The following is a 21,575-nucleotide window of genomic DNA, read 5'->3' as shown; positions in this document are numbered from 1 at the left end:
CGAAACAGTCAGGTGTTGCACTCAGAATTTGCTGCCACCGGTAGATTTATTGACTGTAAAAGCTTTTAATAAATTTATTATTTCCAATAGCTCTGGAAAGATATATGGCGCAATGTTTTTTAAGGTTCTCAGGGTTGGTCTTGTTTTTGAGTATAGAATTATCAATCTTTTCCTTATGTGATGAGAAAGTTTGTGGTTATAAACAATTCTATATGTGGTTGATGCGTTGCTCAGCATGACTTGAATAAAATGGTTCAATGCCTTCCCTGTTTCGCTTTTTTCTTTGGTTAGTTTGAGCTTTAGGAGTTCTTCGGCGACGATAAGGTATCCCAAGACATGTTTTTCCTGTTTTTTTTGAGTCATGATGGACTCTGGTCGGACACGCCTGTTGTAAAGCTTGTCAGGAATGCAGGTGACTTTTACGTTGTTGTTTTCAAGCAGTAGTCTGGTTGTGAATAGGCAGTCTTCATATAGTGTCTTAGGGTGAAATTTTATATTGCCAAGTTTGTTTTTTTTGTAGATATATAAGCATGCTGAGACTTGGTATTTTTTTAGGTTTATCGACTTGGTGAAAAAGAGGTGTGCTGGACAGGATTCATTTTGTAGATCTGTAATGCTTTCACTTTTAAATTTACGGCCTACATCTTCGCTGACTCCGTCGAAAAATACGTTTGGTGAAAAGAAGACAATATCTGTCTGATGTTGCCTGAAGTGCTTCAGGCAGGTGGATGCGGTATGCTTCTCTATGAAGTCGTCGCTGTCTAGGAATAAGATGTAATCGCCGGTCGCGATTTCTAGCCCTGTATTTCTGGCAACTGACAGTCCCTGGTTTCTTATGCTCCTGACTATCATGTTATCGTGCTTGGCTTGGAACTCCTCGAGTATGGACAGGCTTGCATCGGTAGAGCCATCGTTGATTGCGATGATTTCTATGTTGCCATGATCTTGGGAAATGGCCGAGTTCAGGCATTCGGCAAGATATTTTTCGACATTATAGACAGGTATGATTATGCTGACTTTTTCTGAGTTCATGGCATTTTCTGGCTTTATAGAGCAAAGGGCGAATTTAGGGTAAATTGAATATTTGTGCATTTTTGATTTAATTAAGGGGCCGCGAAAAAATATTCTCTTGCAGAATTCCGGATTATTTTTCTTCAGGCACTTAGATGCACGTTGACATAAGCCCATCAGTTGAGACTGAGGTTTTTGCCATGATTGACAGAAACCGTCTGAGCGGCACCGACTAGTCGTATTTTATACAGTCGGGAGGGCTTTTCTGGTTTGTTTTTGATTTTTCAATGGTGATTATTATTTTGTCGTGGTGTGGATAATTTGATACTTTGCTTGGTCGATTACTGATTTATGATTTATCAAGTAGCTCTTTATCTATTGTGGAAACTAGTTCTGCGCCTTGGATTGAGTTTACCTTTCGTACAAAATATTTATCTGATCCAGATATTTGGTCCCAGTCTTCTAGGGTGAACCATTTTTTCAATGTTGGACATATTAGGTGGAAATTGACAAGTCGCCATATTCCGCGGCCTTGATAGATTTGTAATCCATCAGAATTTGCGGCAAAAGGAGAGTTTCCAATTATTGTGTGAAAATAATGTTCGTCTGGTGCAAATGTATATTTGTTGACCTTGTAGAACCAAGGATTTTTATTGTGAAATTCTAGGATATATGAGCAGCACTCTGGAGTTAATGCGCACCAGGTATGGCCGCAATATGGTATGATTTTATCACTCCATCTGTTTGGTATTCGTAACCGGCGCAGGTACTTTCTGAGTATATTGTCAATTGACTTGATTGATCTTTTTTCTGATCGAAAAAGAGGCTCGAGAAAATATTTTCTGGTTATAAGCTTCATGTAGTGTTCGGGAGACTCTCGCATGTCGATATAGCGAACAAACTCGTGCTTGGAGTTGTTGGTTAGTTTTGTATATATTTCTTTTGGGCTTTTGATTGGATAGTCTGAGCCCGTAATGAAAACAAAATGAGTGTATTGATCTTTAAATCTAAGCGCTTCTTCGATAAGGTTTAGTAAGGCGTCGACCATTGATATGCCAGCCCAAGTGATAGGGAGTCGCCGTTTTGCAAATGTGACTCCGGCAGGGCATTCTGCTCTAAACTGTTTTTCATCACTTTTTGCATCTATGTGCACGTAAGTGTCAGATTGGTAATCAATGGCCCTTACAAGCTTTCCAAAGTGGATGGGGTCATCGTGGGCTAAGATTAAATAGGCTATTTTTTTCATTCGGCTTGAGGTTTTAAATTTTCAATGTAGTAGTGCTGTTTTATGTTAAATGCCTTCAGGGGATGGTAAGTTTTTTGGTTGAGTGCATGGATTCAACTTTCAATTGGGTTGTTTGTGTTTTAACTGAGGCTTCCCGTGGTGGTGCTGTATATATTAATTTTTCTATGTGGTAGATAAAGGAAACTTCTAGTTTCAGCTTCTTCAAATGTGCTTCGGAAGGGTCATAAGGTTTTTGAGCAAAAATCCCATCTGTTGTATGTATTGGTAATGTTTACAATGACGTTGCTCGACTGTTTGGCGCTCTCTTGGCCAATAGAGTGAGGGTGTTCATGCGTGTCTGCCCCATGTTGCCTGGCATCGGCAGTGGCTGTTGTGCAGCATAGGCCGGCCAGTATCGATCACGGGTTTTCGCTGTTCGGCCGTGCCTCCTGCGGCACGACGAGGTGCATCCAGGCGGGTGCTGTGTGGCCGCCGCCCGGCTGTTCCTGCGGGTGCCGTTCGAGGATTTCCGGGCTCGGCCGGTAGCCGCTGACGGTGCCTTGCAGCAGCTCGCGGATGCGCGGGAAGTCGTCGGCCTCGAGCGCTCCGGCCAGGGCCTCGAGGCGCAGCTTCAGTTCCTGCCAGGGCAGGTGCTCCTCGTGGGCGCGCAGGATCCGGCTGTGGCTGGTCGGCGTCGCGCCGTCGCCGATCAGCAGTTCCTCGTAGAGCTTCTCGCCCGGGCGCAGGCCGATGAAGCGAATCTCGATGTCGCCGTCCGGGTTGCCTTTCGTGCGCAGCGAGAGGCCGGACAGGCGCACCATCTTCTCCGCCAGGTCGAGGATCTTCACCGGTTCGCCCATGTCCAGCACGAAGACGTCGCCGCCTTCGCCCATGGCGCCGGCCTGGATCACCAGTTGCGCGGCCTCGGGGATGGTCATGAAGTAGCGGGTGATCTCCGGGTGGGTGACGGTGATCGGTCCGCCGCTGCGGATCTGCTCGCGGAACAGCGGGATCACCGAGCCGGACGAGCCCAGCACGTTGCCGAAGCGGACCATGGTGAAGCGGGTGCGGTTGGGCTGCGGCGCCAGGCCAGGCTCGTCGAACAGCTCCAGCTCGCGCTCCCGGGAGAAGGCCTGCAGCACCATCTCGGCGAGGCGCTTGCTGCCGCCCATCACGTTGGTGGGACGCACCGCCTTGTCGGTGGAGATCAGCACGAAGTTGCGCACCCCGGCGCGCACTGCCGCCTGGGCGGCGCGCAGGGTACCGAAGGTGTTGTTGAACACGCCCTCGCTGACGTTGAGCTCGACCAGCGGCACATGCTTGTAGGCGGCGGCGTGGTAGAGCGTGTCGACGCCCCAGTGGCGCAGCGTGTCGAGCAGGCGGGCGCCGTGGCGGACCGAGCCGAGGACGGGTACCAGGCGCAGCGTCAGGCCGTCCTGGCGGACCCGCTGCTCGAGTTCGCCGTGGATGCTGTAGAGGTTGTATTCCGAGTGTTCGAAGAGGATCAGCGTGGCCGGGCCGTTGGCGAGGATCTGCCGGCACAGTTCCGCGCCGATTGAGCCGCCGGCGCCGGTCACCATCACCACCTGCTCGCGGATGCAGCGCTCCTGCAGTTCGGGCTGCAGGGGCACCGCATCGCGGCCGAGCAGGTCGGCGATGTCCACTTCCTGAAGGTCGTTCACCGTGAGACGGCCGCAGGCCAGCTTGGCGATGCTGGGCATCGAACGCACCGGCAGCGGATGGGCCTGCAGCATTTCGAGGATCTCGCGGCGCCGGCTGCGGCTGGCCGAGGGGATCGCCAGGACGATCTCCGCGGCGCCGGTTTCCTTCAGCATGCGCGGCAGCTGCTCGGGGGCGTAGACCGGCAGGCCGGCGATCGTCCGTCCGGCGAGGTGCGCATCGTCGTCGATGAAGGCCACCGGGCGCAGCGCATGGCCCATCAGCAACGCATGGGCGAGCTGGTTGCCGGCCGAGCCCGCGCCGTAGATGGCCACCCGGGGCAGGCAGTCGTTCGGGCGCCTGAAGGACAGCTCGCGCAGGTTGAACCAGTCGCCGGTGAAGTACTGGCGCATGGCGAGGCGCAGGCCGCCGATCAGCAGCAGGCTCAGGCCCCAGTAGTTGAAGATCATCGAGCGGGGAATCAGCAGCGTCGTATGGGTATGCAGGATGACCACCACCCCCAGCAGCAGCGCCGACAGGCTGACCGCCTTGGCGATGGTCAGCAGCGCCTCGTTGCCCAGATAGCGCATGACCGCGCGGTACATGCCCAGGCGCACGAAGATCGGCAGGGCGATGGCCGGTGCGGAGAGGAATAGCCAGGCGTGACCGCCGAAGGGGCGGATCAGGCGCATGTCTTCCAGACGGATGTAGAAGGCCAGCCAGAGCGCCAGCCAGACGAGCAGGACATCCACGCTGACCTGGATGAGCCGCTTGTGGCCGTGGGACAGGTCCAGCAGACGCTGTCGAATGGGTTGAGAGGGTTCCTTGAGCGGCGATTTCATCGGGCGATGATCCCCCGTGCGTCTTGGTTTGCGCCGATAAGGGCTGGAATGGCGGCTTCCGGCCCGTCTAGCCGGAGCCGCCTGAAGGGGCGTCGTACGTTCCGATGCAGGCCCGCAGCAGCACCAGCAGCAGCGAGAGGTGGCCCGTGACGGCACCGATCTTGGTCGGCACCTCGTCTCTGGGATAACGCCTGACGGTTGGCAGCTCGATGCAGCGATAGCCAAGCCGGGGCGCGCGGCAGGATAGATAGGCGAGCAGCTCGTAGCTCCTGAAGATGTCCCGGAACGGCGCGATCCGGGGATCGAGCAGCATCTTTCGACTGTAGGCGCGGAAGCCTTGGGTGGTATCGGTCCAGCGGAACCCGGAAAACCAGCTGAGCAGCGGCGCATGCAGCAGTCGGATGGCGAAATACCGCAGCCGCGGCGTGTTCTCCGCGCCGCCCCCCGGGATGAAGCGGGAGGCCTGGACGAAGTCCACCCCTTGTTGGAGGGCCTCTATGAAGCGGGGTATCGCCTCCGGGTCGTCCTTGTCGTTGCCGTCGATGGTGACGATGCCCTCGTAGCCCTGGTCGAGGGCGAAGGCGTAGGCACAGCGCAGCTGGGCGCTCAGCCGGCCCGGGCCGGTCTTGACCAGCAGCCCGCATACGCCTTGCCGCTGCAAGGTTTGCGATTCCAGCGAGCCGTCGGTACTGCCGCCATCCACGATCAGCAGATCGGCGACGGCAGCGACGTCGAGGGTCGCCATGCGGGACAGCAGGCTGCGGATGCGGACGCCTTCGTTGATGACCGGGATCACCACGCACCATCGATGGCGGCGGCCGAGCCAGAAGGGCGTTTCGAAGGCGGGAACCTGCCAGTGGCTGCGGGCGGTAGCCGTGGTATCGGAAGTCATCTTCGTTCTTCCATAAAGAAAGGCTCTGGCAAAGCCTGAGCGGCGCGAGCCGGCATCAGGGCGTGGCAAGCGCGCGTGCAGCTTTTTTCAGGCGATAGCGGACCTCGAACAGCCTGGCGAGAAGGCCGACCGCGAACAGTCCGAATGGCAGCGAAAACACCAGAGTCGCATAGCGGGGATGGAACAGCAGATGCCCCGGCTGGATGAAGAGCCAACTGGTGGAGCCGAGAAGCATGAACAGCAGAAAGCCCATCTCCGCCGCCCGAAGCTGATTTCTCGCATGAATCAGGGCGAGAGCGATCACTAACAGGCACACCCCCAAGGGAATGCCATAGCCATTGAGGTCGATGAAATTCATGGTCAACAACTTGGCGGCCTGAATTCCTGGCGTCAGGCCCCGATCCTCCAAGGTCTGGAAGACAGACCACGCTTGCGAACGCCCGAGAAGATGATCGATTCCGGACAGCCCGAAGTCGGCACGGAACAGCCACTCGTAACAGAGAAAGCTGAGCAGGAAGGCTCCAATACTCGAGGCCCCGACAATTGCTGCCCGAAATGCAGCAGCTTTGCTATGGCGAATGAAAAAATCCCAGGCGTACGGGGTCATGGCGGCCAGCACAATGACGGTGATGAATTCATAGCCGGCAAGGAACTTGACGAAAAAGGCCGGAAGCGTGGCGATGAATAGGACGTACCGGTTGCGGATACCGAGCATGTCCAGCAGGCAGGTGACGGCAAGCGGGAGCAAGAACAGCCAGAGCGACCAATAGAGCGACCCGGCGAAAAGGTTCATGCCGGTCGACAAGGTCAAAAAGGCGAGGCCAGCCAGCGAGGGCAGGGCTCCGAGGTTTTTTCTCACCCAGACCAGAAGCACTGCTGCCAGCAAAGAGGCGAAGAGGACCGACAGGGCCTTCTGGAGCTGATAGCTTCCGTCGCGGATGTCCAGCCACTCGGTCAGCCCGGCCCAGAACCAGGCCTGCACGCCGATCTGCGAGCGGTAGGGTGCTCCGTGGAGTTGGTCGAGCGCCGTATCCGGGAACGGGCCGGTATCCGACTGCCGTTCAGCAGGCCCTGTCTGCCTCGGGCCGCTCCGCCACAGATGGAAGTGGTAAGGATAGGGAATATCCCGGGCGGCGAAATCGATCCGGTTCAACACCAGGTTCTCGCTGTTGCGATCGAAATGCTTCTCCCCGTTGACCGGATAGGTCGGATAGTCCTTGTAGAAAAAAGGCAGGGCATTGCCGTCCCGCTGCAGGAATGCCAGGCCGGCAAATAGCACCAGGGCAAACAGGAAGTAGCTTGTGGCCGCGCTGTGCGTGAGCTGTCTGAACATGTCTCGTTTCTTCCGGAAATGAAGATGAGATGCTGAAAGGTTGCAGGGTTTGGGCAATCCTTCGAACAGGGGCTGCTGGCTTTTCAAGCCATCCGTGCCGTGATCAGCGCCACACCCGCGATGACCAGCACGATTCCGGCCCCTGTCGTCCAGTGGAAGGTCTCGCGGAAGATCAGCAGCGAGAACAGGGCTACGGTCGCCACCGCGCCGGCGGTCAGGATCGGATGCGCCACGTTGAGCGGGAGACGAACCAGCGCGGCGGCGTAGAGCAGGAACGCCGCCCCGTAGAGGCCCAGGCCCAGCCAGAACGGCCAGTTCTGCAGGGCCGCCAGCGGCTTGTCGAGGGAGGGGAACTTGCGCGGCGGCATCATCGCCAGCTTGACCAGCACGCTGGCGGAGGCATTGGCGACGATGCCCAGTAGCAGAATGAGCCACTTCATGGCCTGGCTGCACTCCCATGGTCGCGGTAATGGTGGATGGCCACGTCGAGGGCGCGCCCGATCGCGGCGGCGTGCGGCTCGGTTTCGGTGGCCAGCATCTCGATGGTCGCCACATGCTCGGGCAGGAACCGCGCCAGGGCGCCCGCCAGCCCCGGGTGATCGGTGCCCCCGTCGCCCAGCGGCAGCAGGTCGGGCTCGCTGAGGTGGACATGCCCGATCAATGCCGAGCAGTCCTCCAGCACGGCCCGCGGGTCTTCACCGTTGAGGATCAGGGCCCCGGTATCCAGTTGCATCCGTATCGCCGGGTGGGCGAGCAGCCGCACCAGCTGCGCGGTCTCGACGCTGCCGGTCAGGAAATTCGCGCCGTAGCGGGACGGATTGGGCTCAAGGCAGAGGGTCACGCCCTCGGCTTGGGCAATGTCGCCCAGCTGCCGGAAGAAGGGGATTGCCTGCTCCAGCGCCGTTCGGTCGTCCAGGCCGCTGCGGTCGCGGTTCTTCGGCGAGCCGAACACCAGCCGCCGGGCTCCCAGGAGCGCACCGATGCGGCACACGGCGGCGAGATGCTTCAGCATCGCCTCGCGCACTTGTGCCGGGCCGAAGAGGTTCAGGCCCCGGGTGCCGAACAGCAGCGCCTGCATGCCGGTGATCTCGATGCCGTGTTCGGACCACCAGCGCCTGACGTGGGCGATGTCCTGCGCGCTTGCCTGGCCGGGCTCCGGGAAGTACTTGCCTGGAGCGACATCGATCGCATCGACTCCGCGCTCCTGCAGCAGCCCGGCGATCGCCGGGTCCTCGTCGCGGTCCCAGGCGATGTTGGAAATGGCCAGTCTCATGCCTTCTCTTCTGCGGCGGACGTGCGGGCGAACGGCTCGGACTGCGCATAGGCCCTGATCGCCTGCAGGCTCTCCCGGGCGCTGTACTGGTAGCGGCCGGCAGCGCCGAAAAGCCGTGCATGGCGGGTCTGCAGGTCGTAGCGCGCCGGCGGGGCGGCCAGGCGGTTGTCGAAGGGCCTGCCGAAACCTTGGCGTGCGACCTCGGCCACGCCGAGCGGCTCCGCGGTCAGGTGCAGCAGCGTCAGGCCGGCGGCGAGCGCGGTCCGGAGGTCGTACCAGAGGTTGACCATCGGGTAGAACTGGAAAACGCCGCGGCTATCGATCGCCTCGAGGCTGTTGTCGTTCAGGAGGTCGAAGACGACGTTCTTGCGCAGGCCGGGCCCCACCAGTCCCGGCAGGCGAACGATCAGGTGCCCGGGGAAATGCCGTTCGACGAACTGCTCGAGGCGGCGGCGGTGCAGGCCGTAGGGCTGCAGGCCCGACTCGTCGACAGGGCTGTTTTCGTCCACGCCCGAGGGGTTCCTGAAGACGTCCACGGTGCTGATCAGCACGAACCGGCGGCAGCGCAGTCTTTGCAGATGGGCGATCAGGGCCTCGATGTTCCGCCAGTCCGTTTCCGGGTCGCGGTTGGCGATCCATTTCTGCGCGGGGGCGCCGGCGCAAACGACGCTGTCGAAGGTCCGACCCTCGATTTCCCCGATGTTCGTCGAGCGATAGCGGGCATCGAAGCGGGCCTGGGCCAGCAGGGTGGAGCCGACGAATCCGGAAAAGCCGATCAGTGCGTCAGTCATGGCGAGAACTCTTGATTCTATCGGCGGTGAAAAGGGGATCGCTCCGGAGGGGACAGCGCCCTTCACGCGATCTCCTGCTCATCGAGCTTGTCGAGAGCGTCGTAGATGTTGTCGATCTTGCCGCCCAGCACCGAGTAACAGCTCGGCAGTTCGTGGTGCTGCTCGAAGAGGATGGGCCTTCCGTCGTCGCCCTCGTTCTTGACCAGCACGGTCTTGACCTCGAACAGGGAATCGACAGGGGTCGCCTCGAGCATGCCGGGCATGTAGCGGGCCACGCCCCTGAGCATGCGGTCGACCCGGCTTTCATGCGCGTATCCCTTCAGTTTCCGGTAAGGGTCGATGCCGGGCGCATCGTCCCAGTGCAGATGCGGGGTGTAGCGGACATGGCTGAGGCTGTGCAGGCCGCGCGAGGGAAAGGGCATCAGCGAGAAGAAGGGCCCGTCCATGACCGTGATGCCCAGTCCCTGCAGGGGGGAGGGCATCCGTACCAGGGCGATTTCCGCGATTTCCTGCTTGAGCCCGGTCCGGGTCCTGGAAAAGTCCCCCTGGAACTGATTGAGCCCGCTGTAGGTGCAGTTGAACAGGTAGCGGCAGGAAAGGCTTTCCCGTACTCCCCGATTCGTTTCCGTCGTCACCTGCAGCGTGCCGTTTGCGCCACGGAAGATCGCGGTGGCCTGCGTCTCGTAACGAATCCGGACGCCGCAGGCCTGCAGCTCGCGCTCGGCCCAGCTGGCCAGCCGGGTGGCGTCGAAGGCGTACTCTTCGACCATGAACACGTCCTCGATCAGGTGCGGCTCGAACAGCGCGCGCAGCGTCGGGGTTGCCGGCTGAAGCCTGGCGCCGATCTCCCGGCAGAAGCGCTCGAACTGGCGGGCGGTGACCTTCGAGTTTTGACGGGCGATCGCATACAGCTTGGTGAAGTCCTGCTTCACTGCTTCCGGCCACTGGCGCACGAAGCGGGGCAGGTTGACCCGGCTGCGATAGGCCGTGGTGAAGCTGCGCGGATAGTGGTAGCCGTTGTGCACCCGCGCCTGGTTGTTGTAGGAGGCGCGACTGAGCAGGGCCGGTTCGCGCTCGATCAGGGCGATATGCCTGAGTCCGCGCTGCCGCGCCAGGTAAACGGCGATGACGGAGCCATAGAAACCGCCACCGATCACGATGGCATCCTGGTCTGCTGGAGACGTGGGCATCGGACACTCGCTGGCAGGGGATCGATTAGGACAGCGCTTCCTCGACGTTCAGTTTTTCGCGTCGCGTCATGCGCGCGCTGGTGAACTCCTGGCTGACGTAGACGCGCGGGCCTTCGCTCGACAGGCTGGCCATGGTCAGGATGTATTCGCCCAACACCAGCAGGACCAGGGAAATCAGGAAGAACATGCCGGACTGCTGCAGCGAGACGCTGATCCAGCCGGGGGCGATGTCGGACTTGAACAGGGCCACCGCGATCACGTACACGGAGTACAGGAGATTGGCGACCGCGCCGAACAGCGACAGCGAGGTCACCAGGCGCATGGGCGCGTGCGTCGTCGACACCAGCAGGCGCATGCCGCGGTCGATGCTGTCGAACAGGTGCTTGCTGACCCTGCCTCTGGGGCGTGCGCTGTAGCTGAGGTTGGCGCGGGCGAAGCCTCCGCTGGCGGGAAGATGGCGGTAGGTGATGGCCGGCTGGGGATGCTGCAGGATGAAGTTGACCACGCGCCTGCTGAGGATGCGGTACTGCGGCGCTTCCCTGGCCAGGTGAATGTCATTGAAGCAACGATAGAGAACGTTGAAGAAGGCGTAGGCCAGCCGGTAGGCCAGGCCCTGCGCAGGCTTCTGTCGATTGCTGGCGAAGATCACCTCGGCACCGTTCACCGCGCGTTCGAGCATGGCCGGCAGAAAGCCGATGTCGTCGCACAAGGGATCGATGACCGCGATGTAGTCGCCCAGGGCGTTCTCCAGGCCGACCCAGGAGGCGGTATCCATGTCCACCTCCTTGTTCAGGGCGTAGACCTGCAGGTTGGCCAGCCCGTTTTCGCCGGTGAGTCGCTGGAGGACCGCGAGGCTGTCGTCATGGGAGGCGTTGTCGATGATGACCAGCTCGTAGTCGCTGACGAGCGCCGCGATCTCGGCGGCCGCCTCGGTCAGCAGTCCTTCCAGACAGGACGCTTGGTTGCGCATGACGAAGATCACCGTCAGGAAGACAGGAAACACCATCGCTGGAAGTCCTCCAGAAATAGAATGCTTGGGCCGTCGGCAGGCTCAGCGGGCCGCCTCGTTCATCACGGCGCCCAGCACCGCGCAGGTCCGCTCGATTTCCGCGTCGTTCAGGGTGGGGTGGACGAGAAACATCAGGCTGGTCTCGCCCAGTTCGCGGGCCACCGGCAGGCGCTCGGCCGGCCGCCAGGGGGTGCCCTCGAAGGCCCGCTCCAGGTACAGCTCGGGACAGCTGCCAGAAAAGCAGGGCACGCCGCGCGCGACGATTTCGGCGAGGATGCGCTCGCGGTCCCAGCCGTCGTTCAGCCGCTGCGGTTCGACGAACAGGTAGCACTTGTAGGCGGCGTGCTCGATGTCCGCCGGCAGCTCCGGCACGCGCAACGCCGGCAGGCCCCGCGCGCAGCGCCAGATGCGCTCGGCGTTGGCCAGCCGTCTTGCATGCCAGTCGGGCAGCCGGCGCAGCTGGATGCGCCCGAGCGCCGCCTGCATCTCGGTCATCCGCCCGTTGCCGCCGAAGCTCTCGTGCAGCCAGCGAAAGCCCGGCGGATGCCGGCGGGCGTGGACCGCTTCCCAGCTCTTGCCGTGGTCCTTGAGCGACCAGATCCGCGCCCACAGCGCCCGGTCGTCGGTGGTGAGCATGCCGCCCTCGCCGCCGGTGCTGACGATCTTGTCCTGGCAGAACGACCAGGCGCCGACATGCCCGAGGCGGCCCACCGAGCGGCCCCGGTAGCGCGCACCGTGGGCCTGGGCGCAGTCCTCGATGACCTTGAGGCCGCGCGCTTCGGCCAGCGCCATGATCGGCGCCATGTCGCAGGGCCAGCCGGCCAGGTGCACGCAGAGCAGCGCCCGGGTGCGCGGCGTCAGCACCGCGCGGATGCTCTCGGCGGTGATGTTCTGCGAGTCGCGGTCGACCTCGGCGAACACCGGCACGGCGCCGGCGTTGACGATGCAGGCGGCCGAGGCGAAGAAGCTGCGCGGCGTCACCACCACCTCGTCGCCCGGGCCGATGCCCAGGGCCCTGAGCGCCACGTCCAGGGCCACGGTGCCGTTGGCCAGGGCGATGGCGTGGGCGCAGCCGCTCCAGGCGGCGAACTCCCGTTCGAATTCGCGGCATTGCTCGCCGGTCCAGTAGTTGACCCGGTTGGAGAGCAGCACCGCGCGCACGGCGTCGGCCTCTTCCTCGGTGAAGCTGGGCCAGGGGGAGAAGGGGCTGTCCTGCATCTTCGCAAACCCTCGCGTTCAGAGCGGTCGCGCCGGGATGCCGACCACCGTGGTGTCGTCCGCCACGTCGGTCACCACCGCCGCGCCGGCGCCGACCATCACCCGCCGGCCGAGGCGCAGCGACTGGCGCACGCTGGCGCCGATGCCGATCCAGCTCAGGTCGCCGACCTGCACGCCGCCGGCCAGGTGCGCGCCGGGGCTGACGTGCACCGCCTCGCCCAGGCGGCAGTCGTGGTCGACGCTGCAGGCGGTGTTGAGAATGGCGCCCGGCCCCACCTGGGCATCGACGTTCAGCACCGCGCCGGCGAACACCACCGAGCCTTCGCCGAGCCGCGCGTGGGGGCTGACCGTCGCCGCCGGGTGGATCAGCGTGACCAGCGGCGCCCCGGCGTCGCGCAGGCGGCGCAGCCGGTCTTGGCGGATGCGGTTGTCGCCGATCGCCACCAGCACCCCGTCGAAACCGGCCAGGGCGTCGAACAGCACCGCGCCGTTGCCGATCACCACCCAAGAGCCGTTGTGCTGGCGCTTCGGCCAGGCGTCGTCGAAGAACACCACAGAGCGCCAGCCGCAGCGTTCGGCGGTATCCGCCACCACCTTGCCGTGGCCGCTGGCGCCGAGAATGGCCAGTCTTTTCATGATTTGCTCCCTGTGAACCGTGCCATGGTCGCCTCGCCTTCGGCGTTGATGCCCTCGCGCGCCAGCACCCGCTTCAGGGTCAGCAGGAGAATGCGCAGGTCGAGGCGAAACGAACGGTGGTCCACGTACCAGACATCCAGACGGAACTTCTCCTCCCAGCTCAGGGCGTTGCGGCCGTTGACCTGCGCCCAGCCGGTGATGCCGGGTCGGACCGCGTGGCGGCGGGCCTGTTCCGGGGTATAGAGCGGCAGGTACTCCATCAAGAGCGGGCGCGGGCCGACCAGGCTCATGTCGCCGCGCAGCACGTTCCACAGCTCCGGCAGCTCGTCGAGGCTGCTGGCGCGCAGGAAGCGGCCGAACGGCGTCAGGCGCTCGGCGTCGGGCAGCGGCCGGCCGCGCTCGTCCAGCGCCTCGCGCATGCTGCGGAACTTGAGCAGCTCGAACGGCCGGCCGTGCAGGCCGGGACGCAGCTGGCGGAACAGCACCGGCGTTCCGATCCGCCGGCGCACCAGCCAGGCCAGCACCAGCAAGAGCGGGGCGAGCAGCAGCAGGGCGGTGGTGGCGACGAGGAGGTCGAACAGGCGCTTGGGCATCACAGCCCCATCTCCTGCAGCAGCCGGGCGTTGATCCGCTGCACGTCGTATTTCTCCTCGGCCAGCTGCCGCGAGCGGGCGCCCATGCGCGCGGCCAGCCCCGGCTCCTCGATGAAGCGCTGCATGGCGCGGGCCAGTTCGTCCACCGCCTTCACCGGCACGCGAAAGCCGTTGTCGCCGTCGACCACCGTCTCGCGGCAGCCGGGCGCGTCGGTGGTGATCACCGCGCGGCCCATGGCCATGGCCTCCAGCACGGTGCGCGGGGTGCCCTCGCGATAGGAGGGCAGGACGTACACGCTGCAGGCGGCGATCGCCGGGCGCACGTCGTCCAGGCGGCCGAGGTAGCGCAGCGTGCCATCGGCGATCCAGCCATCCAGTTCCGCCTGATCGATGGCGTCGGGATTGTCGTCGATCCAGCCGACCAGCGCGAAGACCGCCGAGGGGCAGCGGTTCTTCACCTGGCGCGCCGCCGCGGCGTATTCGCGCACGCCCTTGTCGCCCAGCAGCCGGGCGATCAGCAGGAAGTGCGGCCGCGCCGGCACGGGCGCGACGGGGTATTCGAGCAGGTCGACGCCGGAGCCGTTGACCACGCAGGAGGGCGTCGCCGGACCGAGGATGCCCTGGACGCGGAACAGCGCCTGGTCGTCGGGGTTCTGGAAGAACACCTTGTGGGTCCGCCGCAGCGCCAGGGCGTAGAGGCGCGGCAGCAGGGCGTGCAGCAGGCCGCGGGCGCCGCGCTCCCCATCCTCGCCGGTGAAGGCGTAGCCCAGCCCGGTGATCAGTGCGAAGCGCTGCGGCACCCCGGCCAGCGCGGCGGCCAGCGAGCCGTAGATCACCGGCTTGGCGGTGTAGCCGAGGACGTGGGTCGGGCGGATGCGCCGCTTGAGCCGCCACAGGTGCAGCAGGGTGGCGCAGTCCTGCAGCGGGTTCATGCCGGTGCGGCGCAGCGGCAGGTCGTGCACGCGCAGGCCGCGCGCCTCCAGGCGAAGGCGCAGGGGACAGCCGGGCGCCAGCTGCGGCGCCGCCACGTGCACTTCCAGGCCGCGGGCGAGCAGGGTTTCCAGCAGCGGGCCGCGGAAGGCCAGCAGCGAGTCGGCGAAGCCGGCGACGAGCAGGAAGATCATGGCTCGCGCCTCTGCTGTCCGGGACGGATGCCGTAGCGCTGGTAGATCTGCATGACCGGCGTCAGCGGCGGGCTCGTTGGACGCACCTGCTGGCGCACCGTGCCGAGTGCCGAGAGGAGCAGGAGGATCAGCATGGGCGTGAACATCCATTTCTGGCGCAGGGCGATGCCCAGGTTGGCCGTGGTCATGCCCAGCATCAGCCAGGCGATCAGCGCATAGCTCCAGAGGAAGAGGCGGTTCTCCTGGTAGCGCCGGCCAGGGTGGCGCAGCATGGCGCGTCCGCCCATGACGAACAGGTAGAGCAGGATCATGTTGTCGACGGCGGCGGCCAGGGCGAAGATGCTGTTCGCCTCGAACGGCAGCGGGCGGAACAGGTAGGTGAACAGCTGCATGGGCAGGCTCATCGAGGAGATGTCCACCGCGCCGCCGCCCTGCATGTTCTGTCCCTGGCGGCCTTCCACATAACTCATCAAGGCTTCGGTGTCGGGGCTGCTCACCCCGGCGTACTCCAGCCCGAAGGGCACCAGGGCCGCCGCCACGGCGAGCGCGACGCTGCCCAGCAGCACCCGCCTGGCCAGGGACGTCCCGGGGTGCAGCAGCAGGGCCAGGCTCACCCCCATGATCAGCATGCCGGCCATGTGCGGGCGGACCAGCAGCATGATGGCGATGGCAATGGCGATCAGCGGGATGCGTCGCTGCAGGTCCAGCGCCGCCCACAGGGCGAGGCCGGTGGCGAGGAAGGACAGGGCGTCCTTGCCGATCCCCGCCGACCAGAAGCTCACCGAGGGCAGGAACACGATCAGGGTGGCCAGCCGGCGGAGCGTGCGCGACTTGTCGCGGGTGACGACGCGCAGGCTGGCGTCGAAGGCCAGCAGGCCGAGGCTGCCGAAGAGGTTGTAGACCAGGAAGGCGCCGAGCAGGGAAACCCCCAGACCCTCGATCAGCAGGCGGGTCAGGTAGACGACGCCGTAGGTGCCGACATGGAAGTAGCGTGTGCCACCGCGGGCCGTGCGGTAATAGCCGATGGCATCGCCGCCGTATTTCAGGACATACCAGCAGTAGACCAGGCAGAACAGCGTGTGCCAGGCGTAAAGGGCCAGGCTGCGGCGCGAGCCGGTGCCGAAATGGCGGCCGGCCCAGGTGATGAGGAGCGCGCCGGCGAGAAACACCAGAAGGGCGCTGATCACGTGCCAGGCGGTGGAAACCAGTGCCATGGCTATCCTCTCCGATCAATGGGCCAAGGCCTTGCCGGCGGCAGGAAGCGCCGCGGCCAGGGTTTCCAGCAGTACCGGCAGCTGGCGCTGGAGGCAGTAGCGGTTCTCCACGGCCTGGCGCCCGGCCCGGCCTAGCCGTTCCCGCTCGGAAGCCGAGGTCAGCAGCCGGGACAGGGCGTCGCTCCAGCTTTCGCTGGAGTCGGCGAGCAGGCCGGCTCCGCTGTACTCGACGATCTCCCGGTTGGCGCCGGTCGGCGAGGCCACCAGCGGCACGCCGCAGGCCATGTACTGGATCAGCTTGTAGCCGCACTTGCCGCGCTCCCAGGGGCCGTCGGGCAGCGGCATGATGCCGATGTCCATGTGCCGGATCAGCGCCGCCTCGCGCTCCTCGCTCCAGGGTTCGAGCTGCACCTCGATGCCGGGCAGGCAGCTCCGGATCTCCGCTGTGGCGCCGACCAGCAGCAGGCGCGCGCCATGCCGGCGGCAGGCCTGCTGCAGGGGCTCGCGGATGTTCAGCAGGTATTTCTGGGTGGACGGCGAGCCGATCCAGCCGATCACCGGGTGCGCGGTCGGCGCCACGATCCGTGGCCGGTAGCGGTTGTGGTCCACCACGGTGGGAATGATCGCCACCCGGGCCGCGCCGGCAGCACGGGCGCGCTCGGCCAGGTAGCGGTTGCCGACGATCACGCCGCTGGCGCTGCGCATGACCGTATCGATCTTGCCGCCCAACAGCCGGCGCACCAGGGGGTTCTTCGCCAGGTCGTAGTTGTGGAACAGCGCATCGTCGTAGTCGACCACCCAGGGCGTGCCGAGCCGGAGTTCGACCCAGGCGGGCAGGTAGGGGAAGAGCTCCTTCTCGATCCACAGCAGGTCGTGCTCGCCGGCCCTGGCGAGTGCCGTCAGGCGACGCAGGTAGAGCGCCGCGGTCCGCAGCGGCGAACGCCGGCCGCTCTGGTAGAGGCTTTCCAGCCAGGCCTCGTCGAACAGGCTCTGCACCCTGACCTCGTGGCCGGCGGCCTGCAGGTGGGGCAGGTACTGCAGGGTGCGCAGCCGGCTGCTGGCGCCGGTGCGCGGGTAGCGGGTGAGCAGGAGGATCTTCATCTCGGTTCTCCGCAGGGACGGCCGTCGGGCAGCGGCGCCTGCACGGGCGTCCGCAGGGGCATCAGGGCCGCCGCATAGGCATTGGCGCAGGCTTCCAGGGAAAAGTGGCGCAGGCCCGTGTTCCGGCAGTGCTCACGCAAGCCCTCCCGCTGCGGCAGGACCTCGTCGCAGAACCAGCGGGCCGCCCGCGCCAGCTCGGCGTCGTCCAGCCCGGCCAGCAGCCGTCCGGCGCTGGCGGCGATGGCGTCAGTGTCGCCGATGCCGGGGCTGGCCAGCACCGGCAGGCCGCAGAGCAGGTACTCGCCGAGCTTGATCGGCGCCACGGCGCGCATCGAGAAGCTGCTCCGGCGCAGCGCCAGGCCCAGGTCGGCGCAGGCCAGGTAGGCCGGCACCGCATGTCCCGGCAGGCTCAGGCTGGACACCGCCGGCGCCAGCGCGGCGAAGCGCTCCAGCAGGGGTTGCAGGGCTTCCGGCGAACCGCTCAGGACGAGCAGGCGTGCATCGGTGCGGATCTGCCGGACCTGCTCGAACAGGTGGAACATTTCCTCCAGGCAGTACTGCGGGCCGAGCGAGCCGGCGTAGACCAGCAGCGGCGCCTCGGCGGCCAGCCCCAGCTGTTCGCGCATCCGCCGGCGCGAGGCTACGTCTCCCGGGCTGAAGCGTTCGGTGTCGCGGCCGTTGCCGACCACCTGGAACTTGCCGGGCGAGATGCCGGCGCCGGCCCGAGCCAGGAGGATCTCCACCGCCTGCCGCGAGCGGGTCAGCACGCGGTCGGCCTGGCGCACGGCCTGGGCCTCGACGTCGCGCAGCAGGCGCTGGATCAGGCCGGACGGCGACTGGCCGGCGAACTCGACGCGCTCGTCCAGGGGCAGGCCGTCGGCATCGAAGACCATCGGCACGGCGCGGCCGCGCAGCGCCAGCAGGGTGGCCAGGGCCGGCAGCGTGCTGCGCGGCATCACCGCGTCGATGCGCTGCTCGCAGATCGCCCGGCGGATCAGCCGGGCGCCCTCGAGCGCGGTCAGCAGGCCGCCGAGGGCGCGGGGGCGGCGCCAGATCCGCTGCGCCCGGTAGGCCAGCCCGGCCTGTCGGCAGGCCTGGCGGCGCTGCTCGATGAGCGGCTCGTCGCCCCAGGTGAACTGCAGGACATGGACGTGCAGCCCCATGCCGGCCAGGCGCTGGAAGATCGGCAGGAACAGGCTTTCCAGGTAGGTGACCTGCGGGCCGTCCCAGGTGACGAAGAGGATGTTCATGGGCCGATGTGCTGCGCGGCGAGCCGCCGGTAGAGGTGGTCGACGTCGCGGACGTAGCGTTCCGCGCCGAAATTGGTTGTGGCCAGGGCCTGGCCGGCCCGTCCCATGCTCTGGCGCCGGGCGGGGTCGCGCCGCAGCGACAGGATGGCCTCGGCGAGCGCCTGCGGCTGGCCGGGAGGCACCAGCAGGCCGCTTGCGCCCTCGTCGACCACGCCGGGGATGCCGCCCACCCGGGTCGCCACCACCGGCAGTCCGGCCTGCATCGCCTCGACCAGCACCAGGCCGAAGGCCTCCATGGCCGAGGCCAGGGCGAAGACGTCCATGAGCGCGTAGCAGGGCTGCGGATCGGCCTGGTAGCCGGCGAAGCGCACCTGGGCGGCGACGCCGAGCTGGCCGGCCAGTTCGCGCAGCATGCCTTCGTCCGGCCCGCGGCCGACGATCAGCAGGCGCGCCTCGGGGCAGGCCGGAAGCAGCGCGGCCAGCGCCCGGATCAGGTCGCTGACGCGCTTGTGGCGATCGAGCAGGCGGCCGACGGTGCCGATCACGAAGTGTTCCGGCGCCAGCTCGAACTGCTCGCGCAGCGCGCGGATCTGGTTCTCGTCGGGCGGCGCCATCTCGGCCACGCCGTTGTTGATCAGGGTGACCTTGCTGCGCGGGAGATGCAGGCGCCTGAGCAGGTACTGCTCGACGGCGGGGGACACCGCCACCATCTGGTGGCTCAGGGCGCCGAGCAGACGCAGCAGCAGGTGACCGCGCCAGCGGCGGTTGACGGGGTCGGAAGTTTCCTCGCCGATGATCACCGGCACCCGGGCGAGCCGGCCGAGGATGGTGGCCAGGGAGACGCCCTCGAACACCGCGCCGTGGATGATGTGCGGGCGGAACTCGCGCACCACGCGCAGGGCCTGCCGGTAGGGCTCGCGGTCCAGCACGCCGCGGAACACCCCGACGGCATGCAGCGGGCAGCCCGCCTCGGCGAAGCGCGCCGGCAGGGCGCCCACGGCCTTGGTGCAGACCAGCGACTGCTCGTAGCGCGCGCTGTCCAGCTGGCGGGCCAGGGTCAGGCGACGCTGTTCGACGCCGCCGGAGCCGACCGTCTCAAGACAGTGCAGAATCCGTATCTTGTCCATGTTCGCCTTTGGCCTTGCGAGGAGCGAATTGCCGGTACAGGGCTTCCAGCCGGCTCTTGTACTCGGCGGGCTCGAAGCGCCCCGCGACCGCGCTCCGGGCCCGCAGGCCCATGGCCCTCAGCTGCTCCGGGCCGAGCCGCCAGGCTTCTTCGAGGACAGTGGCGAGGGCGCTGGGTGTCGTTTCCGGCAGCAGCCAGCCGGTAACGCCGGGTTCGACGATCTCCGGCGCGCCACCTACTGCGGTGGCGATGACCGGAACGCCGCAACCCATGGCTTCGACCAGCGCCAGGCCGAAGCCTTCGGAGCGCGAGGGCTGGACGTAGACATGGCACTGGCGCACGTACTCGTCGGGATGCGGCTGGTAGCCCGGCAGGTGTACGCACTCGTCCAGTTCCTGCGCGCGGATGGCGGCTTCGAGGCGTGCGCGCTCGCGCCCTTCGCCGATCAGCCAGAGTTCCACGGGAATGCCGCGGGCCAGCAGCAGGTCGGCGGCCTCGACCAGCGCCAGGGGGTTCTTGACGGCTTCCAGGCGGCCGACGAAGCCGACGCGCAGCGCTCCCGGCGTCGCGGCCTGCCCGCTGCGTTCGACCGGCAGCTTGACCGGGTTGTAGACCCGTACCGCCTTGGCCGGCGGCACCTCGCCGCTCTCGACCAGCCAGCCGGTCACCGCATCGGAGATGCCGATGACGCAGTGGGCGCAGCGGTAGAGCTGGCGGAACACCCGGCGAGCCCGCCCGCTGTGCGCCGGGATGCCGATCTCCTCGCCGACCCGCACCGGCACGCCGGCCAGCCGGGCGGCGATCAGACCGTGGAAATTGGCCTCGGCGCCATGGCTGTGCACCACCGTCGGGCGCAGCTGCCGGAACAGCCGGAACAGGGCGAGGATGGCGGCCGGGCTGGGAATCCTCACCGGCTGCTGCAGGCACTGGACCGGGGCTCCCAGGGCTTTCAGGCGACGCTCCGCAGCGCCGCCGCCGCCGATGGCGCAGAACAGGTGCTGCATGTCCCCCGTGGGCTGTTCGGCCAGAAGCTCCATGCGCTTTTCGACGCCACCGAAATTCAGCGAGGTGAGCAGGTGGAGGACCGATGGGCGCTGGGTGGCGAGCGTCATGGCCGGACCATGTCCTTGAGGGCGCTTTTCCAGCCGGCGAAATTCCGGTAGCCGCCCGACAGCCAGAAGCGCAGCAGTTCCGGAGGGCGGCGCCAGCGCGGGCGCGAGGCGATCTCGAGACGTTTTTCGAGTGCCGGGAGCTTGCCTTGCAGGGCGGCAATCGTTTGCTCGACGAATTCGCCGGCGCCCAGGGCCTTCAATTGGCGAGCCCTTTTTTTGAGCCTGCCTATGTACAGGTTCGTGGCGATTATCTGGTGCTTCCAGCCGCCGCTGGCATCCCGGATGCCGTAGTGGGTGAGCTTGCTCAGCCGGGAGAGCTTTCCGGCGCTGCTGGTGAGGCTGTGCGAGGTGTTTTTTTCATGTCTTCGGTAAATCTGCAGCGGCTGCTCCACGATCACCCGGAGTTTGCAGAAGTCACCGATGCTATTGATCCAGGCATCGTGCGTTCCGATCTCGACCGGAATGGGCAGCACGACTTCGAGCCAGGATTTTCTGAGCGCCGTGCAGCAGCCGGCTTTCATGTAGGACTTTTCAAGGCCAAGGGCGCGGATGTTTTCCAGGGTGGTGCCGGTGGAGGATTGCAGGTCTTGACTGGCAATTCTCTGATCGTTGGTGACGATCATTTTTTCGGGGTGGGCAAGAAAGGTCTTTTCTATGGTTTCCAGCTTGTTTTCCAGCCAGACATCATCCTGATCGCTCAGGAAGATGATTTCTCCCGTGCACAGCGAGAGCGCCCGCTCGAAGTTCTTTATGAAGCCCAGGTTCTTTTCGTTCCGAGAAATGAACACGGGAAACGGAGCCCGCTTCTGGAAGTCCGTCAGGATGGCGAGGGTCCCGTCCTGGGAGCAGTCGTCGCAGACCACCAGTTCATCGGGCTGCCGGGTCTGGCGGAGAAAACTGTCCAGCTGCTCCGGCAGATAGCGCGATCCATTGTAGGTGGCCATGGCAATGGAAATTTTCATGGCTTGCTTGAGAG

General features: G+C 64.7%; 20 protein-coding genes. All 20 read right to left on the bottom strand.

Annotated elements, in window-relative coordinates:
- Positions 1–21 precede the first annotated feature (21 nt).
- Positions 22–1,032 carry a glycosyltransferase family 2 protein gene (locus EV691_RS00595; RefSeq protein WP_131297972.1) on the bottom strand — a complete coding sequence of 337 codons (1,011 nt, stop codon included), beginning with the start codon at positions 1,030–1,032 and terminating at the stop codon, positions 22–24.
- A gap of 328 nt (positions 1,033–1,360) precedes the next feature.
- Positions 1,361–2,257, bottom strand: a complete 897-nt coding sequence (locus EV691_RS00590) for a beta-1,6-N-acetylglucosaminyltransferase (RefSeq protein ID WP_131297974.1) — start codon at positions 2,255–2,257, stop codon at positions 1,361–1,363.
- A gap of 398 nt (positions 2,258–2,655) precedes the next feature.
- Entirely contained in the window at positions 2,656–4,737 is a 2,082-nt protein-coding gene (locus tag EV691_RS00585) for a polysaccharide biosynthesis protein (protein ID WP_207390176.1), read from the bottom strand.
- 67 nt (positions 4,738–4,804) lie between these two features.
- Positions 4,805–5,629, bottom strand: coding sequence for a glycosyltransferase family 2 protein (locus EV691_RS00580; RefSeq protein WP_131297976.1), 825 nt, complete (start codon positions 5,627–5,629; stop codon positions 4,805–4,807).
- Between the two features lie 55 nt (positions 5,630–5,684).
- On the bottom strand, positions 5,685–6,962 hold the full coding sequence (locus EV691_RS00575) for a hypothetical protein (RefSeq protein WP_131297978.1): 1,278 nt from the start codon (positions 6,960–6,962) through the stop codon (positions 5,685–5,687).
- A gap of 83 nt (positions 6,963–7,045) precedes the next feature.
- Positions 7,046–7,402 (bottom strand): EamA family transporter, encoded by a 357-nt coding sequence (locus EV691_RS00570; protein WP_039803658.1) that lies wholly within the window; start codon positions 7,400–7,402, stop codon positions 7,046–7,048.
- Positions 7,399–8,235 (bottom strand): sugar phosphate isomerase/epimerase family protein, encoded by an 837-nt coding sequence (locus EV691_RS00565; protein WP_131297980.1) that lies wholly within the window; start codon positions 8,233–8,235, stop codon positions 7,399–7,401. Before EV691_RS00565 ends, EV691_RS00570 begins: the two co-directional genes overlap by 4 nt.
- Positions 8,232–9,026: an NAD-dependent epimerase/dehydratase family protein gene (locus EV691_RS00560; protein ID WP_131297982.1), complete on the bottom strand. Its 795-nt coding sequence runs from the start codon at positions 9,024–9,026 to the stop codon at positions 8,232–8,234. Before EV691_RS00560 ends, EV691_RS00565 begins: the two co-directional genes overlap by 4 nt.
- Before the next feature lie 62 nt (positions 9,027–9,088).
- Positions 9,089–10,216 (bottom strand): FAD-dependent oxidoreductase, encoded by a 1,128-nt coding sequence (locus EV691_RS00555; RefSeq protein ID WP_131297984.1) that lies wholly within the window; start codon positions 10,214–10,216, stop codon positions 9,089–9,091.
- Between the two features lie 25 nt (positions 10,217–10,241).
- Positions 10,242–11,222 (bottom strand): glycosyltransferase, encoded by a 981-nt coding sequence (locus EV691_RS00550; RefSeq protein WP_131297985.1) that lies wholly within the window; start codon positions 11,220–11,222, stop codon positions 10,242–10,244.
- Between the two features lie 45 nt (positions 11,223–11,267).
- A complete protein-coding gene (locus EV691_RS00545) occupies positions 11,268–12,443 on the bottom strand; it encodes a DegT/DnrJ/EryC1/StrS family aminotransferase (protein ID WP_131297987.1) in 1,176 nt (391 codons plus the stop codon).
- A gap of 18 nt (positions 12,444–12,461) precedes the next feature.
- The gene (locus tag EV691_RS00540) at positions 12,462–13,079 is read right to left on the bottom strand and encodes an acetyltransferase (RefSeq protein ID WP_131297989.1); all 618 of its coding nucleotides are present in this window, start codon (positions 13,077–13,079) and stop codon (positions 12,462–12,464) included.
- Positions 13,076–13,672 carry a sugar transferase gene (locus tag EV691_RS00535; RefSeq protein ID WP_131297991.1) on the bottom strand — a complete coding sequence of 199 codons (597 nt, stop codon included), beginning with the start codon at positions 13,670–13,672 and terminating at the stop codon, positions 13,076–13,078. Before EV691_RS00535 ends, EV691_RS00540 begins: the two co-directional genes overlap by 4 nt.
- Positions 13,672–14,796, bottom strand: a complete 1,125-nt coding sequence (locus EV691_RS00530) for a glycosyltransferase family 4 protein (RefSeq protein ID WP_131297993.1) — start codon at positions 14,794–14,796, stop codon at positions 13,672–13,674. Before EV691_RS00530 ends, EV691_RS00535 begins: the two co-directional genes overlap by 1 nt.
- A complete protein-coding gene (locus tag EV691_RS00525) occupies positions 14,793–16,010 on the bottom strand; it encodes a hypothetical protein (RefSeq protein ID WP_131297995.1) in 1,218 nt (405 codons plus the stop codon). Before EV691_RS00525 ends, EV691_RS00530 begins: the two co-directional genes overlap by 4 nt.
- 15 nt (positions 16,011–16,025) lie before the next feature.
- Positions 16,026–17,111, bottom strand: a complete 1,086-nt coding sequence (locus EV691_RS00520; protein WP_131297996.1) for a glycosyltransferase family 4 protein — start codon at positions 17,109–17,111, stop codon at positions 16,026–16,028.
- Complete coding sequence (locus EV691_RS00515; RefSeq protein ID WP_131297998.1) at positions 17,108–18,361, bottom strand: glycosyltransferase family 4 protein; 1,254 nt, start codon at positions 18,359–18,361, stop codon at positions 17,108–17,110. The genes EV691_RS00520 and EV691_RS00515 overlap by 4 nt, the downstream gene beginning before the upstream one ends.
- Positions 18,358–19,488: a glycosyltransferase gene (locus tag EV691_RS00510; protein ID WP_242672514.1), complete on the bottom strand. Its 1,131-nt coding sequence runs from the start codon at positions 19,486–19,488 to the stop codon at positions 18,358–18,360. Before EV691_RS00510 ends, EV691_RS00515 begins: the two co-directional genes overlap by 4 nt.
- Entirely contained in the window at positions 19,457–20,599 is a 1,143-nt protein-coding gene (locus tag EV691_RS00505; RefSeq protein WP_131298000.1) for a glycosyltransferase, read from the bottom strand. Before EV691_RS00505 ends, EV691_RS00510 begins: the two co-directional genes overlap by 32 nt.
- Positions 20,596–21,561 (bottom strand): glycosyltransferase family 2 protein, encoded by a 966-nt coding sequence (locus EV691_RS00500; protein ID WP_131298002.1) that lies wholly within the window; start codon positions 21,559–21,561, stop codon positions 20,596–20,598. Before EV691_RS00500 ends, EV691_RS00505 begins: the two co-directional genes overlap by 4 nt.
- Positions 21,562–21,575 lie beyond the last annotated feature (14 nt).

The organism is Azotobacter chroococcum (assembly GCF_004339665.1).
GTDB lineage: Bacteria > Pseudomonadota > Gammaproteobacteria > Pseudomonadales > Pseudomonadaceae > Azotobacter > Azotobacter chroococcum.
This window is presented reverse-complemented; position numbering and strand designations above follow the sequence as displayed.

Bases quoted from the DNA above. Each gene is read 5' to 3' on its own strand.
- EV691_RS00580 (WP_131297976.1), bottom strand. From the start codon at position 5,629: ATGACTTCCGATACCACGGCTACCGCCCGCAGCCACTGGCAGGTTCCC.
- EV691_RS00570 (WP_039803658.1), bottom strand. From the start codon at position 7,402: ATGAAGTGGCTCATTCTGCTACTGGGCATCGTCGCCAATGCCTCCGCC.
- EV691_RS00585 (WP_207390176.1), bottom strand. From the start codon at position 4,737: ATGAAATCGCCGCTCAAGGAACCCTCTCAACCCATTCGACAGCGTCTG.
- EV691_RS00530 (WP_131297993.1), bottom strand. From the start codon at position 14,796: ATGATCTTCCTGCTCGTCGCCGGCTTCGCCGACTCGCTGCTGGCCTTC.
- EV691_RS00520 (WP_131297996.1), bottom strand. From the start codon at position 17,111: ATGAAGATCCTCCTGCTCACCCGCTACCCGCGCACCGGCGCCAGCAGC.
- EV691_RS00565 (WP_131297980.1), bottom strand. From the start codon at position 8,235: ATGAGACTGGCCATTTCCAACATCGCCTGGGACCGCGACGAGGACCCG.
- EV691_RS00575 (WP_131297978.1), bottom strand. From the start codon at position 6,962: ATGTTCAGACAGCTCACGCACAGCGCGGCCACAAGCTACTTCCTGTTT.
- EV691_RS00590 (WP_131297974.1), bottom strand. From the start codon at position 2,257: ATGAAAAAAATAGCCTATTTAATCTTAGCCCACGATGACCCCATCCAC.
- EV691_RS00510 (WP_242672514.1), bottom strand. From the start codon at position 19,488: ATGGACAAGATACGGATTCTGCACTGTCTTGAGACGGTCGGCTCCGGC.
- EV691_RS00500 (WP_131298002.1), bottom strand. From the start codon at position 21,561: ATGAAAATTTCCATTGCCATGGCCACCTACAATGGATCGCGCTATCTG.
- EV691_RS00555 (WP_131297984.1), bottom strand. From the start codon at position 10,216: ATGCCCACGTCTCCAGCAGACCAGGATGCCATCGTGATCGGTGGCGGT.
- EV691_RS00545 (WP_131297987.1), bottom strand. From the start codon at position 12,443: ATGCAGGACAGCCCCTTCTCCCCCTGGCCCAGCTTCACCGAGGAAGAG.
- EV691_RS00595 (WP_131297972.1), bottom strand. From the start codon at position 1,032: ATGAACTCAGAAAAAGTCAGCATAATCATACCTGTCTATAATGTCGAA.
- EV691_RS00560 (WP_131297982.1), bottom strand. From the start codon at position 9,026: ATGACTGACGCACTGATCGGCTTTTCCGGATTCGTCGGCTCCACCCTG.
- EV691_RS00525 (WP_131297995.1), bottom strand. From the start codon at position 16,010: ATGGCACTGGTTTCCACCGCCTGGCACGTGATCAGCGCCCTTCTGGTG.
- EV691_RS00550 (WP_131297985.1), bottom strand. From the start codon at position 11,222: ATGGTGTTTCCTGTCTTCCTGACGGTGATCTTCGTCATGCGCAACCAA.
- EV691_RS00540 (WP_131297989.1), bottom strand. From the start codon at position 13,079: ATGAAAAGACTGGCCATTCTCGGCGCCAGCGGCCACGGCAAGGTGGTG.
- EV691_RS00535 (WP_131297991.1), bottom strand. From the start codon at position 13,672: ATGCCCAAGCGCCTGTTCGACCTCCTCGTCGCCACCACCGCCCTGCTG.
- EV691_RS00515 (WP_131297998.1), bottom strand. From the start codon at position 18,361: ATGAACATCCTCTTCGTCACCTGGGACGGCCCGCAGGTCACCTACCTG.
- EV691_RS00505 (WP_131298000.1), bottom strand. From the start codon at position 20,599: ATGACGCTCGCCACCCAGCGCCCATCGGTCCTCCACCTGCTCACCTCG.